Raw genomic sequence first — 15,171 nt, forward strand, 5'->3', positions numbered from 1 at the left:
ATTAGCAGGCATTTGGATTATTCAATTTCACTTCAGCAGCGCAACTCCAACCATGCAACATGCTCACTGTGGTGAACAATAATAATGAGATGTAGTGCTACATCCTTTCTTTACTCCACGTTACTGTGGCGTGCCAAAACCGCTTGATGGTCGAGTGCCTGTTGATTAGCATACTTTAAGCAAATGGTATCGCATACGATATGCACAGTTTGATCAAATAATGAACTTAACGGTTGCATACTCTTCGCTTCATGCTCTTTACGGTGTTTTGTAGCAGCTGGAATAATGAATACTTCATCAGCATGTTTACTCAATTCTGATTCAGAATTTGTTGTAATGGCTAGTATAGAACAGTTCAATTCTCTCCCTTTAATCACAGTTTGGAGTACGCTTTTTGTTGTACCTGAACCTGAAATAGCAATTATCACATCTCCTTTTAAAAGCGAAGGAGTAATCGTCTCACCTATAACGTATACCTGTAGCCCTAAATGCATAAGCCGCATCGCAAATGACTTGGCCATAAATCCAGATCGCCCTTCCCCTGTAATAAACATTCGCTTTTGAGGGTCAATATATTTTAAAGTTTCATTTAACCCCTGATCTGTAAGCTGGCTTAACACATTGTTCATTTCTAGTAAAATAGTTTTAAGTTCACTCATGTACAATTCCCCTTCTCTCTTGTCAATTCATAAAAGAATTTTGCAGCTTGTTTCGGATTATCCGACTGAGTAATCGCTGATCCTATAATAACTATTTTCGGATTCATGTTCATGATTTCTGGAAATGATGTTCTAGAAATCCCTCCAGCCACTGCATAGTTTAACTTTTCATTTTTAAAAATAGGTTTATCTAGTAATGTGTTTGATGCATCTTCTTGAAGATCCTTACTCAAATGTTGACAAAAAATAGCTTTATCAAAAGTCGAAATTTCCTTAAAATGGAGATCTGATACTTGCAACAAATCAATCATCACTTCTTTGTTATAAGATAGAGCGACCTCTAAACAATTTGCAATAGTCACCACAGGGGATACCCCCATAACTGTTGCTACGTCAGCTCCTGCCCGATAGCATAGCTCAAATTCATAGCGTGAGTTATCGATAGTTTTCATATCAGCAATAATAGTCTTCTCTGGAAATGCGTTCCTTAACGCTCTAACGCTGTCCATTCCATATTCTTTAATTAATGAAGTACCTACTTCAACCCAATCTACATATTCTCTCACTTCTTCACCAATGGCAATGGCTTCCTGAATGGATAGTCGATCTAACGCCAGTTGTATTTTCATGAAGAAAGCGCCTTTTTCTGTTTTTCTTTTCCGACTTTATTTGATGGCGTTTTTACCACAAGAGTAAATAGAACAGATGCAAATAATGAACCAGCCATAAACATGTAAGAAGCACTTGGCCCACCGGTTAACCCATTTAGATACCCTACGAAGTAAGCGCCAACAAAGGAACCAAGTGCTCCCATACTATTAATAAGAGCCATCGCTCCACCTGCTACATTACTTGGTAAAATCTCAGGTATGATTGCAAAAAACGGACCATATGGGGCATACATTGCTCCACCCGCTATAATTAATAACGTGTAGGAAAGCCAAAAATTTGTATCGCCAAGACTATACGATCCATAGAATGCCAATCCTCCAACAAGTAAAGATACCCATACAAACGTTTTTCGATTTAACGTTTTGTCTGAAAAATAAGAAATAGTTAGCATTAATATGACAGCTAAAAGATATGGAGCAGCAGAAAGCCACCCTGTTGCCACAATATTTAGATTAGAGCTATTCTTTATAATAGAAGGCAACCACATTACAAAGCCGTAAACACCAATACTCCAAGTGAAATATTGAAAACATAAGAGAATAACTTGTTTGGATTTAAATGCCTCACGGTAATTTTTAACCGGTTTAATTTGAGATTGTTCTGCTTTTAGAGCTGCTTCAAGTTCTTTCTTTTCTTGTGATGAAAGCCAATTCACTTCATTAGGGCGGTCTTTTGCAAGCTTCCACCAAAAAAATGCCCAAATTATAGCTGGAACACCCTGAATAATGAACATCATGCGCCAGTCAAAAGCCTGGATTAAATAACCTGACACAACTGACATCCACAACACGGTTACCGGATTTCCTAAAATCAAAAATGTATTCGCCCGAGAACGTTCTTCTTTTAAGAACCAATGACTTAAAAAGATGAGCATTGCTGGCATAACAGCACTTTCGACAACACCTAAGAAAAAACGAATTGGAAATAGCCAATTTACACTTGGTACAAGACCTGTTGCTGTTGCAAGTGCTCCCCATAAAATCAAGCTCCAGAAAACTAATGTCTTAGCACTTTTCTTTTCGGCATAGAGTGCTCCAGGGACTTGGAAAAAGAAGTAGCCTAGGAAGAATAATGCAGCAATGAAAGAAGAAATACCAGCAGTAATATTCAAATCCTCCCCCATCCCACCAGCCACTCCAAAGCTGTAGTTAGCTCGATCGAGATAGGCTAAGCTATAGGTGATAAAAACTAGAGGAATCAATCTTAACCAACGTCTATTGTTCGCTATTTGCAATTTCTCTTTTCTCATTTTACTAACACTCCCCTTTTCATAAAATGATCAAGTTGCGTTCGGGTAGGTAACCCATCAGAGTCTCCTGCTGACATGACGGCAAGAGCGCCTATCGCATTTCCTCGAGCAACAGCTTCACGTACAGCTAAACCTTCAGTTATTCCACTAATAACGCCTACTGCAAAACCGTCTCCTGCACCTACTGTATCCACGACTTTATCGACTTTAAATCCTGACACGACCTCTCTTTCAGTTGGAGTGGCAAAATATGCGCCAGCCTCACCTAGCTTTACAACAACAAGCTTCACCCCCATGTTGAGATAAAAGTCTACTATATCTTCCTTATCTTGATATCCGGTTAAAATCCGACCTTCTTTTATACCGGGTAAAACCCAATCGGCTTGAAATGCCACATCGTTAATTACTTCAATCATTTCTTCTTCACTTTTCCATAGACTAGGTCGAAGGTTTGGATCAAATGAAACCGTTCTTCCAGCTGCCTTCATCGACTGCAACACATAAAGTGAAAATTCTCTCACAGATTTAGATAAAGCTAGCGGAATTCCTGTCATATGCAAATGCTTAGCTTCAGTTAAACATTCCATTTGAAAATCTTCGATAGACATTTTACTTGCAGCTGAATTCTTTCGAAAATATTCCACGACAGGATCTCCATTTTCCACTCTCGATTTCAATTGAAAACCAGTAGGGTTAGAATAATCAATTTGAACAGAAGAAATATCTACCCCTTCGCTCTCTAGTGTCTTCATGATATAAGTTCCGAACGAGTCATCTCCTACTTTACTTACCCATTTCACAAAATGATCGAGCCGGGACAAACCTATAGAAACATTCGTTTCTGCACCTGCCATCGCTTTTGTATATTCAGATACTTGTCTTAAATCACCGCTATTTTTTGCAATAAACATCGTCATTGCTTCCCCAAATGTTAGTACTTCCGTTTGTCTCAATTTATTCCCCCCTTTGTTCTGCGAATCAATTGAACATATTCGTTCATTGTTTCCTCAGTTATTGGAAACTCAATTGCCACAGGAGTTGTATCAGGAAACATAGAAATTAATTCTTGCCATTCAGTTGTCCTAGTAGAGGGTGCTGTGGTTATCCAATTTCCCTTTTCCTCAAGAACTTGTTTCACATGAACATACTGAACATATGACTTCAATTGTTCAACTGCTCGATAAGGATCTTCTCCAACATAGCGCCAATTCCCAATATCAAAAGTCATCTCAATGGGTATTTGTTCATGTTGACAAGTATCGAAAAACTGAGTGAGCGGTTCAATGGATCCCCCATGTATTGTTTGATCATTTTCAATGGTTAATTGGATACCTGGGTAGGTAAGCGAAAGTAGATTCATTGTATTTCTCACATTTTTAATCAGTGATTTTTCGTTATGAAAATGTCCTAAAGAAATCTTAAGTTTACTCGATTGAAGTTCATGTGCTTCTTTAAAGACATTTAATAAAACGCTTTCATTTATTTGATGATTCCGATTAAAAAGTGTAACTGGTGCCGAATAAACACTGCATAAATTGTTTGACTGAATCGCTTTTTTTATGGATGAAAGGGGCAAAGTACTCGGCAGAAGTTCTTTCCTAATCTCCACACCTTCTGCTCCTGATTTCGCTATTCTTTCTACTAAAGATGAATGTCCGTATTGATTATGCATATCAGCGTTAAATGAATTCATTGCAATTAGAATTTTAGTCATAAACTTCTCCCCTTCTTTTCGTATTGATGTTATTTCTATTCGAAATTTATTTACGATCTTTTTTCAAAACAGCAAAATGGTACCGGTACCATTTTGCTGTTTTGAAAAAGTCTTCCTCTTTTACGGAAGACTTATTTTTTAACTAGTGGTGTTGAACCTCTAATAACTAACGTAGCTTCAAATGAAATTGTTTGAGGATTAGAATTATCTCCATTAATCCTTTTTAACAATGTTTCCATAGCTGTTACACCAATCTGGTAGGTTGGCTGTTCAATGGTTGAGATTCCCGATCCAACAACAGCTACCCATTTAGGATTATCAAATCCCATCAAAGCTACATCATTTGGTATAGAGAACCCTTGCTTATTTAACTCAAGAATAATCTTAAGCAGTACTACACTGTTAGCTGTAAGAATAGCTCTTGTTTGACCATTTGAACTTTCAAGAAACTCTTGAAGTTGCAGCTGTACTGAATCTTCTGGTTCAATTTGAATTTCATAAACATCCTCTATACTTGTATGTTGAACATTTCGCAACGTTTTTTGAAAAGACATGAAACGCTCATATCGTGTGCTAACTTGATGAATAGGCTGACTAAAAAATGCTATTCTTTCATAACCTTGTTTCACCAAATAAGTAACCGCACTTTCCGTAGCTTGATGATTGTCTAAACCTATAGTGTCCAACTCTAACTCTGGCACTTTTCTATCAATCAATACAACAGGAATATCATCTTCCTCTTTCACTTGAAAAAGGGCATCATTACTTCCTCCTGTTGTATTAATAATTAAGCCCTCAATACGGTGTGATTGTAATATTTTTATGTAATCCTGTTCTTTGACTGCATTATTGTCAGTGTTACAAACCATTAAGCTATACCCATTTTGATTACATAAGTCCTCAGCCCCCCGAATCATTGCCGTCGTATGTGGATTCGTAATGTCAGCCACAACCATTCCTATTAAATGACTCTGACCAAATTTCAAGCCCCGCGCCATTGTATTCGGCCGGTAGTTCATTCTTATTATGGTTTCTTCAATTTTCTTTCTTGTCTTTTCAGATAGTTCGTTATACCTTTCGCCTAAATAACGGGACACAGACGTTTTAGAAACACCTGCTTCACGGGCAACATCATAAATAGTTACTCTGCCAACCTGTTTTTGTTTCATTTGCTCATCCATTTCTACTGAATCTATAGTAATCTAATTCTTTCCATTTTTATAAATTTAACAGATTAATTATGAATGTCAATAGAATTCATATTTATTTTCTCGTAAATAAGATTCAGCTGTTCAATTTATACTTCATCAAAGCTTGTTCATTCCATTTTGCTATGTCTTCAATCATTAATTCTGAAGAGAAGTCATTTCCTTCTGATGTTTAAAATAAACTCTTTGCTACAAATCCCGATTCCCAACGATTTTTATTCATATATATAATATTTTTCTATCAGAATAGTGGCTTACGAGAAATATAGCGATAGCAGTCCGCTGTCCTATTATTCCTCAATAAAGTCAAAAAAGGAGCGCCATTTTAGGCGCTCCTTTTTGATCTATTCTGTTACATATCCCAAGCCAAAATTAGTAATGAACCCAAGATGGTAACAAGCGCTATGGCAACTGCATAATAGATATTCATATAAATCGCCTTTTTATCTTCAGTTTCACCAGCATGCATAAAGACAACGAGTTGAACTGCTGCTTGTACGAATGCTGTGACTAAAAGAATTGTCATCCCCACTGCAAATGAAAAATCTAAGAAATAGACAGTCAGTGCAGCTGCAGTAAGAACTAACGAAAAGATAAAGCCCATTACTTGTTTGCGCGGGAATAATTCGCTCATGTTACATCATTCCTTTCAAGTAGATGAAGCTGAAAATAAAGATCCAGACAACATCTAAGAAATGCCAGTAAAGTGAAAAGATAAATGATTTATTGGCTGTCTCAGGCGTCAAACCACGCTTTTTCACTTGAAGGATGATGAATAATCCCCAAAAGAAACCAAGTGTAACGTGAGCTCCATGTGTCCCTAATGTAGTTAATAGGATAGCTGTGAATGCACTCGTTTGAAGGCCAGCTCCAACATGGACATAATGCGTAAACTCATAAATTTCTACGCCTATGAATGCAAGACCAAGTAGCAAGGTAATCGCAAAGAATGTCATCATTGCATTTTTTTTACCTAGACGCATTGCATGAACACCAAGACCAATCATAAAACTACTTGTTAACAGTAAAATCGTTTCAAAGAGCACTGGAGTGAGTTCAAAAATCTCAGCTCCGGACGGTCCGTTGCCCGTACGATGCTCTAAAATGAAGTAGGTTGCGAAAAGTGTTGCAAACAGCATTACTTCGGCTCCAAGGAAAATCCAGAAACCTAAAATGTTCAATTTATTTTGTTCTGTACCATATTCAAGTGGAAGCGAGTTATCTGTTTTCATCAGCCCGCACCTCGCAATCTTTTTCAGTGTCTTCTACTTCTTGAACGGAAATGTAATGCCCGTGGTCTTTCTCGAATGAACGGTAAGCCAAACACGCAAAGATTCCAATTGTCGCAAGAATTGCAGGAAGCCACATGTTGAATATGAGCGAGAAGCCCCATACGAAGAAAATACAACTCATAATGAACGGCATACCGCTGTTATTTGGCATATGAATCTTTTCAATTTTGTCATTGAATAATGGTTGTCCTTTTTTCTTATGATCCCAGAACGCTTCAATGGAATTAACTTGAGGTGTCTTCGCAAAGTTATACGATGGCACCGGACTGTGAGTGGCCCATTCCAACGTACGTGCATCCCACGGATCTGAACTGATATTTCTTGATGCATAGCGAATGCTGTGATAGATGTTATAGACAATTAAAGCAAAGCCTATCGCCAGTACAATTGCTCCAGCAAAGGACAGTAAATTAAGCGCTCCATACCCCGATGCTTCAGAGTACGTGTACATCCGACGTGCTTGTCCATCCAATCCAGTGAAGAACATTGGGAAGAATGTTACGTTAAAGCCAATCGCGATAAACCAAAATGCCCATTTCCCAATTCTTTCACTTAACATGAAGCCAAACATTTTCGGCCACCAATACGTGAGACCAGCTATCATCGCGAAGACAACACCAGGAATAATTGTGTAGTGGAAATGCGCGACCAAGAACATCGTATTATGGTATTGATAGTCGGCACTGGCCATACCGAGCATTACCCCGGTCACTCCACCGATTGTGAAAATCGGAATGAATCCTATTGTATAAAGCATCGGAACAGTAAATTCAATTTTCCCTTTACGCATCGTAAGCAGCCAGTTAAATATCTTAATCCCGGTCGGAACGGCAATCGCCATTGTCGTGATTGAGAAAATACTGTTTGTCAGTGGACCTTGTCCCATTGTAAAGAAGTGATGAGTCCAAACCAAGAATGAGAAAAACGAAATGATTACGATTGATGCAACCATTGATTTATACCCATAAAGGTTACGACGGGAAAAAGTGGAAATGATCTCACTATAAATACCGAATGCCGGCAAAATCAGAATGTAAACTTCCGGATGTCCCCAAATCCAGAACAGGTTCGCCCAGAGCATATCCATCCCGCCATTCGTCATCGTAAAGATATTTGTGCCGAATAGCCGATCCATCGTTCCCAATAGAAGCGCAATTGTCAGTACAGGAAATGCGAAAACGACAATTGCATTCGTGATTAAAGCAGTCCAAGTGAACATTGGCATTTTCATCAATTTCATTCCAGGTACTCTCATTTTGAGTATCGTAGTCGTGAAGTTAATGCCTGATATTAATGTACCAATACCGGCAATCTGAATCGCCAGCATGTAATAATTGGTTCCTACAGATTGACTGAAGTCATTCCCTGCAAGTGGGAAATACGAAGTCCAGCCGGCATCAGGAGAGCCACCAACTACGAATGAAATATTGAATAACATCGCCCCCATAAAGAACAACCAGAAACTAAGTGCATTCAAACGAGGGAATGCTACATCGCGCGCTCCAATTTGCAATGGAACAACGAAGTTCATTAATGCATAGATAAATGGCATAGCCATGAAAATGATCATAACAACTCCATGTGTGGTGAAAACCTCATTGTAATGCTGAGCATCTAACAGCTTGTTGTCAGGTACAGCAGTTTGTGCCCGCATCATAATCGCATCTACTCCACCACGGAATAGCATTATCAAAGCAGCAATCAGGTACATAATACCGATTTTCTTATGGTCTACGGTTGTCAGCCATTCACGCCATAAATAACCCCATTTTTTAAAATATGTTAATCCGAAGAGAATCGCAATCATGGTTAGGCCAATGGCAACCATTGATGCGTAAATCGCAGGACTTGGATGTGGAATCGCAAAACGATCAAAGTACTCCATACTTTTATGACTCCTTTCGAAAATTAGACTCTATATGCAAAGTGATTTGTTTGGAAATTTTAATGTTGATGTTCCATGTCTGATCCACCATCAACATCGGTAGATTCGTCTTTTTTTGCTTTATCATCGGAATTACTTGATCCATGTTGATGTCCCCCATGCTCCCCTTCTGGAGCCGGTGAGAATTCCAAGTGAGTTTTTTTAAACGTTAATTGGCCAAGATGACCCGGTTCTAATAACTCTTCAAATCTCTCTTCAGTAAGAGTATCCGCAGTCGCTTTCACTTCTTCTACCCATTTATCGAATTCCGATTCAGGCATCGCTTCCACATGGAATATATTCTCAGCGAACCCTTTACCGCTAAAGTTTGCATTTCTCCCCATGTATTCTCCCGGAACGCTAGCTGCCAAATGTAACGTGGTCACCATGTCCGACATTGCATATTTTTGTCCGCCAAGTTGTGGAATCCAAAAACTCGTGATGGGTCCGTATGAGTAAAGTCTAAATTCCAACGGTCGATCTGTTGGGATATACAAATAGTTAACAGTTTCGATATTTTCTTCCGGATAACTGAAATGCCATTTCCAATCAGAGGAAGATGCATAAACAACCAATGGCTTTTGACCTTCATAACCCTTTGGTGTCGCCTCAACTTCATAAGTGGATTTGACAGTGATGATTGAAAGGAAAATGATAATCAGAACCGGAATACCAACAATAATCGCTTCAACCACCGGATTACCTTCGATATGTGGGGGCTCATAATCTGCGCTCTGTTTCGACGCACGATATTTTATTACGATGTATGCTAACATACCGAAAACCACGACCACAACTAACGCCATGGTAGCAATCGATATCCAAATAACATTAGAAATCGTTTCAGCTTGCGGCCCTTTTGGATCCATAACCATTACTGGTTCACAGCCAGCTAACACTGCGATAATACTGATAATCAAACCTAAAAAAGTCCATTTCATTCTCATGAAGGTACCCCTTTCTTTTACTCTATAAGCTTTAGTAGCATAATAAAAAACCATATTAGTCGGTTACTCTCACAACATATTTTCATCTTATTATAATGAAATACTAAAAACAATTACCTAAAGCGAACTTCATCAAAACTTCATCAATTCTTCACCGAAAGGCTAGTAATTACGTCACAAAACGTTCAACAAGTTCACTTTTCATTTATATAAAAATAATGAATACCTTATTATTATTAAATGTTTTATAGTCTGATTACTGAAAAAATATGTTATTCATCCCTTATTAATTCAGGCTTTTCTCACCTCACAAATCCTGAAAGAAATAATTAAATTAAAACCCGTATTGGAATCAATTACATTCGTATTCAATTACTCGTTACCACACAAAAAAACACTTTTTTCTAGACTGCATTTCCGTTTCACATTATTAACAACATGCCAAACATCAAATCAATTAATAATAATTTGAGTACCGAGAGGATGAAATGATTTGTTATTGAGTCGAATACTGGACACAAAAAAGGTACTAGGTTAAAAACAATTGGGAATTGTTTTTAACCTAGTACCTTTTGCAATACATGAATACCCAATAAACCTTTACCCCAGTTATAGTAAAGAGATTATTTTTTTTGGGTTTGATTCCTCATTAATATATAATTAGATCTCCAACCATGTAACTCATCCAACCTGCGTTGGGTGCTGACGGTAGAATAAATTAAGATGTAACTGTCTTCATTTCTAGAGCTACATATCTATTTTGACATTCGTTGCGTATGACTATATAAAAGGAAAGGGAAATAATCACCCCCTTCCTTTTATATAGTAAACTCAAATTCTTTTAAAGAAGGATTATTTGTCACTAAACCTTTTACTCTTTCTATTGTATTAGAATCTCTGGGTACCCCACCACTTCTATTAAGCACGAGCCACCTGAGACAAGCCAAGGCTTCAAAAACTTCAAGTTCCTTCTGCTGAATATCATTTTCTAAAAGATAAGCAGAACGAAACACATAAGCATATCTCTCTGAGACATATATTTTTAGTAAAGTAAGTGACCACGCAAAATCATATCTCGGGTCCCCTAATTGCCCATTCGTCCAATCGATTACAGTATACTGGTCATTTTCCTCCATAATGTTATTCACATGAAAATCGCCACGAATAATATGTTCTTGCTTTATTTGGGTTGTTTGAACAAGAGAAATCAATGCTTTATATATGTCAGAGTGTTCTCTTACTCCAGGAAAAAAATAGTCAATGAAATCGTACTTTGGAAGTTTTATATTTCCAATCTCTTTAACGGGAATTTGATGTATTTTTGATAAGATATTTGCAATCTTTGTCATTTTCTTTTCGTTTGCTTTAAGCGCAGGTATTCCGTCAAATGTTGTTAACAACACCTTATCTCCGTTTAGATTTATCCCCCAGCCTAATGGTTTAGAGACTGATACTCCTCGTTCCAATAGGACATTCAATAATCGATATTGAAAACTAATATCGGGTTTGGAACTCTTACTCCATACTTTCAATACAAAGCTATCTTTACCTGAACATATCTTCATGACTTCAGCTTCAAATCCATGATCCATTGGCTGCATGGTTAAGGTGTCTCCTTGAATTAATAGATCATCCATAACTTCATTTTGTTCTACCCAATCCACGATACATAAAGGGGTTCCCAAGAGTATTCCTTCTCCCTTCTCCTTAGCGAAAGATACACACGGCCCAAACAACTCAAAATACCTTTTTATATTTTCACAAGCACTAGATTTCAATTTACTGCATCTTTTTCTCCTACTCACAACTACGCGACACCAGTGATTAATGTGATTACATATCCCTTAGCACAACAAAGACATATTGTCATCTAACTGTTTTACAGCTCTGCTTATAGTATCTATAACTAATTCTGGGTTTTCTAAATGTATTGAATGATTATTGTTAGTTTTAATTTGCACAGTATTATTTGTCAAATTACTAAGAAGTTTTTGTTGTTTAATCCAAATTGGGTCTATATTATTAGAACTTAAAATTGTTACGGATAAGTTTAAATTCAGTGGTTCGGACTTTTTAAGTTGCATAGCAGATTTTTCGCTATATAGAAATTCCTTAAAAACAGCTTCATAAGATTTTGAACGGTATCCTATATACTTAATATACTTCTGATATGGTTCTGGAAGTTGTTTTCTTCCAACAGGAAGTTTTAATAATTTCGGAAGCCCTAAACCACTGGTGAGATAACCGAACTTGAATAACTTCAGATTTTTCCTATGCATTTTCCTTCGAACAGTGTCCCATTCAGCACTCAAATATCTATTTTCATGTACAGAATCAATTAAGATTAAAGCTGCTACCTTATTTGGATATTTACTAGCAAATAATCGCATATTTAGACCCCCAAAGGAATGTCCTACTAAGATATATGGTGGATTTATTTGAAGTTTCTCTAAAATCTCCGATAAATCACTAACAACATCTTCGCTTGTGTATGCTTTCTCTATTGCAGTGCTCCAACCATATCCCGCTCTATCAAATGAGATTACCCTGCAAAACTTAGATAATTGAGGCTGAATATAATACCAATCAATTGAACAGCAACTTAATGTAACCGTCAAGGTCAAAACGACAGTTTCTGCTCGTTTGAAATGAACACTTTCGCTTAAAATATATGCTGCCTATTTTTCATTCGATAGCTATCACTATTCATGTGAATCACTTCGACACGATGTAACAGCCGATCTAGAATGGCTGTCATAATCCCTTGATCCCCCATTAACTCCGTCCATTGTTCTGGGCTCTTATTCGACGTTAGAATAATCGAACTTCGTTCGTATAGATAATTGATGAGCTGGAAGAATAGATTTGCCTCACGCTGATCCATTGCCATGTACATTAAATCATCAATAATCACTAAATCAGATGTTTGAAGTCGTTTCATTTGAACCTGCGATTTATGCGCAAATTCTTGGGTTTTCAGAAGCTGAATTAATTCTCCCATTGTCACAAAGTACACTTGGAACCCTTTATGAATAGCCTCTAAGCCTAACCCTATCGCTAGAAATGTTTTGCCAACACCAGGTGGGCCTAATAAGATTAAGTTGTATTGCTGCTCTAACCAGCTGAACTCTTGTAACTGTGTCAGTTGACGAGATGTAAGAGCTGTTTGCTCCTCTACTTGAAATTCTTGTAACGTTTTAATGTAGGGGAAGCGCGCCCATTTAATACGACGTCCTATACTTTTTTCCTCGCGTTTGCCTAGCTCAAATGATGTGATAGCTTCCAAAAATTCTAAGTAAGTCCATGATTCTTTTTCAGCTTCGCGAAGGAGCTGCGGGAGCTCCTCTGCCGTTTCTGACAGCCGTAGCTGACGAAAATGATTCTGTAAGTCTTTCACCGTTTTATTCATGAGACAATCCCTCCTAGAATTCGTGTATACGTTTCTAAGGGGCGTGTTTCTACTTGAATATTCGTTGGAGTCATTGAAACATTCTGTTGCTCATGGAGTAGGGCTGATTCCTCTAGATTCGATTGCTTCAAGTAACGCACTACGTCTCTAAAGTCATTCGCACTATATAATTTTTCACGCATACACTTTTGAAGTGCTGAATCAATCCATTCGGGTTCTTCTTTAATCACCTTTTGTAGAATTATTAATTGATCTCTACGATAACGCACGTATTTCATACAAATTTCGTCCACATACATCAATGCGTCTTCTTGTTCTTCAAAATATGAAATGACGGTTTTCTTTAACTCTTCAATTCCTTTAGAACGGTCTCGGGTATGATTACGATTTTGAATAAGCTTTCCTTTTTCGCTACTAATTTGATGTTCGGCCAGCACTTCACCGTTTGACTGCTTACGAATAACCAACGTATCTTGTTGCTCACCTTGTATGTCTAAAACAACCTGATTCTCTGGTGATACTCCATAAGTTCCTAATGGAACTGAGTAACGGTTGGACGCAAAGCGAATCGTATTGTCCTTGCCTACATTTCTTGTTATAATATATGCATGTGTACTTTCATTTGAAAGTAGTGAAGAGACTGGTTCTAAGTGTTGCTTTTCGACGAGAAACACTTCGACTGGGCTCTTTTTTGTTGTGTTATGCACATTTTTATTTCCTGTGCGTTCCAACCACTGGAGCGCACGTTCATTCCAGTCCTCAATATCTTTAAAAACACGGCTGTCTGCGAAATTTCCCTTTATGTATTTCACTACATTTTCAATCATTCCTTTTGATTCAGGATCGGCTTTTCGACATAAATGAACACGGAACTTTTGATCTTTTACATACGCTTGGAATTCTGCTGTTAACACGATATCCCCAGCGTTTTCGCTGACTGATAGTAAGTGATCTTGGTCATACACAATTTCTTCCGTACGACCACCCAAAAAGCGAAAGGCATTTTCATGACAACGAATGGCATCCTTCGTAGTGAAAGGTCGGTCTTGCCACTCCATGTACTTATACCGCGAATGTGCTAAAACAAAGGCAATGAAGTATAATTTCACTTCTTTTTTCGTCGTCGTTTTCTGTCTTGTTTCTCCCCAATCCACCTGTATCTGTTTGCCCATCGGCTGTTCAGGAACGGCCTCATATTGCCTAACAATCGCTTTTTTCTCAATTTGATAAATCTCACGGATCTCTTTTACATAGGTACGAACTGTGCTTTCTCCGATTACCAAATCAGGATAGCGCTCGATTAACCAATCTTGAATTTGTGCTGCACTTAAATGTGGGTATTCTTCTAGCCATGCGACAACCCAATCCTTGTAGGGATCCAATTTCTTAGGTTTCTTCAAAGGATTCCCCAAATATTCTTGTGCTTCCTCAAATGACATATTCAAATACTTATAAACAGTTCCACGCGTTACTTTCAAATGTTTTGCAATCTGTGCAATCTTCATTTTCCGTTTGTATAGTTGCTGAATTTCGATGTATAACACTAACTTTTCCTCCAAGTCCTTACCTCCAGTAAACTAATAATCCTAGCTTACTAGATGGCATGATTGTTGGCGAAAGTGTTCAAGGCATTCGAGCGAAAACTGTCTCTTTTAGTATAGCGGTTACACTTAACCCCGCGTCTAATATTACAGTACATTTAGCCTCTTCACATTCAGAAACAACAGTATGAACTACCCTATCTTTTATATTTACTAAATCACCTATTTCTCTTACCCTATTCTTCTTATCAAAATACATGTTTGCCATTACAAACGGAAAACCTACTATCTCTAATGTGGTCTTAATGATTTTTTCAGTTTTCATGTCTTCCCCCCTTCCCATACAAGGTAAATAATACCATAAACTAATTTAAATTCGCAGAAAACAATGCGAATTTTATAAATTGATTAAAATCCCCTGGATCTGTTCACCTCTTCCAATTTAACCAAATTGAAGTAAGTTGTGACCTCAACCATCGGGGAACTACAAGTAAAACATCACCAAGAACAATAGAGAATACGTTTTCGAACACAAAAAAACGATCACATTTCGAAA

General features: G+C 37.7%; 15 protein-coding genes. All 15 read right to left on the minus strand.

Annotated features, from left to right (window positions below; all coding sequences use genetic code 11):
- Nucleotides 1-110: 110 nt before the first annotated feature.
- The 15 genes from hxlB to MKZ26_RS11605 all read right to left on the minus strand — a co-directional run bounded on the left by hxlB (nucleotide 111) and on the right by MKZ26_RS11605 (nucleotide 14,940).
- Nucleotides 111-659: a 6-phospho-3-hexuloisomerase gene (hxlB, locus tag MKZ26_RS11535; protein WP_340766275.1), complete on the minus strand. Its 549-nt coding sequence runs from the start codon at nucleotides 657-659 to the stop codon at nucleotides 111-113.
- A complete protein-coding gene (gene hxlA, locus MKZ26_RS11540) occupies nucleotides 656-1,288 on the minus strand; it encodes a 3-hexulose-6-phosphate synthase (protein WP_340766276.1) in 633 nt (210 codons plus the stop codon). Before hxlA ends, hxlB begins: the two co-directional genes overlap by 4 nt.
- Nucleotides 1,285-2,580 (minus strand): MFS transporter, encoded by a 1,296-nt coding sequence (locus tag MKZ26_RS11545; RefSeq protein ID WP_340766277.1) that lies wholly within the window; start codon nucleotides 2,578-2,580, stop codon nucleotides 1,285-1,287. Before MKZ26_RS11545 ends, hxlA begins: the two co-directional genes overlap by 4 nt.
- Nucleotides 2,577-3,533, minus strand: coding sequence for a sugar kinase (locus MKZ26_RS11550; RefSeq protein ID WP_340766278.1), 957 nt, complete (start codon nucleotides 3,531-3,533; stop codon nucleotides 2,577-2,579). The genes MKZ26_RS11545 and MKZ26_RS11550 overlap by 4 nt, the downstream gene beginning before the upstream one ends.
- Nucleotides 3,530-4,294, minus strand: coding sequence for a sugar phosphate isomerase/epimerase family protein (locus tag MKZ26_RS11555; protein ID WP_340766279.1), 765 nt, complete (start codon nucleotides 4,292-4,294; stop codon nucleotides 3,530-3,532). Before MKZ26_RS11555 ends, MKZ26_RS11550 begins: the two co-directional genes overlap by 4 nt.
- Before the next feature lie 131 nt (nucleotides 4,295-4,425).
- On the minus strand, nucleotides 4,426-5,463 hold the full coding sequence (locus MKZ26_RS11560) for a LacI family DNA-binding transcriptional regulator (protein WP_340766280.1): 1,038 nt from the start codon (nucleotides 5,461-5,463) through the stop codon (nucleotides 4,426-4,428).
- Nucleotides 5,464-5,854: 391 nt separating this feature from the next.
- Complete coding sequence (gene qoxD / locus MKZ26_RS11565; protein ID WP_067205671.1) at nucleotides 5,855-6,136, minus strand: cytochrome aa3 quinol oxidase subunit IV; 282 nt, start codon at nucleotides 6,134-6,136, stop codon at nucleotides 5,855-5,857.
- 1 nt (nucleotide 6,137) lies between these two features.
- The gene (gene qoxC, locus MKZ26_RS11570; RefSeq protein WP_067205669.1) at nucleotides 6,138-6,734 is read right to left on the minus strand and encodes a cytochrome aa3 quinol oxidase subunit III; all 597 of its coding nucleotides are present in this window, start codon (nucleotides 6,732-6,734) and stop codon (nucleotides 6,138-6,140) included.
- On the minus strand, nucleotides 6,721-8,679 hold the full coding sequence (gene qoxB / locus MKZ26_RS11575) for a cytochrome aa3 quinol oxidase subunit I (RefSeq protein WP_340766281.1): 1,959 nt from the start codon (nucleotides 8,677-8,679) through the stop codon (nucleotides 6,721-6,723). The genes qoxC and qoxB overlap by 14 nt, the downstream gene beginning before the upstream one ends.
- Nucleotides 8,680-8,738: 59 nt before the next feature.
- The gene (gene qoxA, locus MKZ26_RS11580; RefSeq protein WP_340766282.1) at nucleotides 8,739-9,665 is read right to left on the minus strand and encodes a cytochrome aa3 quinol oxidase subunit II; all 927 of its coding nucleotides are present in this window, start codon (nucleotides 9,663-9,665) and stop codon (nucleotides 8,739-8,741) included.
- An 818-nt stretch (nucleotides 9,666-10,483) separates the two neighbouring features.
- The gene (locus tag MKZ26_RS11585) at nucleotides 10,484-11,443 is read right to left on the minus strand and encodes an aminoglycoside phosphotransferase family protein (protein ID WP_340766283.1); all 960 of its coding nucleotides are present in this window, start codon (nucleotides 11,441-11,443) and stop codon (nucleotides 10,484-10,486) included.
- Between the two features lie 66 nt (nucleotides 11,444-11,509).
- The gene (locus MKZ26_RS11590) at nucleotides 11,510-12,289 is read right to left on the minus strand and encodes an alpha/beta fold hydrolase (RefSeq protein ID WP_340766284.1); all 780 of its coding nucleotides are present in this window, start codon (nucleotides 12,287-12,289) and stop codon (nucleotides 11,510-11,512) included.
- Nucleotides 12,290-12,327: 38 nt separating this feature from the next.
- Nucleotides 12,328-13,074, minus strand: coding sequence for an IS21-like element helper ATPase IstB (gene istB, locus MKZ26_RS11595; RefSeq protein ID WP_338655207.1), 747 nt, complete (start codon nucleotides 13,072-13,074; stop codon nucleotides 12,328-12,330).
- Entirely contained in the window at nucleotides 13,071-14,618 is a 1,548-nt protein-coding gene (gene istA, locus MKZ26_RS11600; RefSeq protein ID WP_340767593.1) for an IS21 family transposase, read from the minus strand. The genes istB and istA overlap by 4 nt, the downstream gene beginning before the upstream one ends.
- A gap of 79 nt (nucleotides 14,619-14,697) precedes the next feature.
- The gene (locus MKZ26_RS11605) at nucleotides 14,698-14,940 is read right to left on the minus strand and encodes a hypothetical protein (protein WP_340766285.1); all 243 of its coding nucleotides are present in this window, start codon (nucleotides 14,938-14,940) and stop codon (nucleotides 14,698-14,700) included.
- Nucleotides 14,941-15,171 lie beyond the last annotated feature (231 nt).

It is taken from the genome of Sporosarcina sp. FSL K6-6792, assembly GCF_038004885.1.
GTDB classification, from domain to species: Bacteria; Bacillota; Bacilli; order Bacillales_A; family Planococcaceae; genus Sporosarcina; species Sporosarcina psychrophila.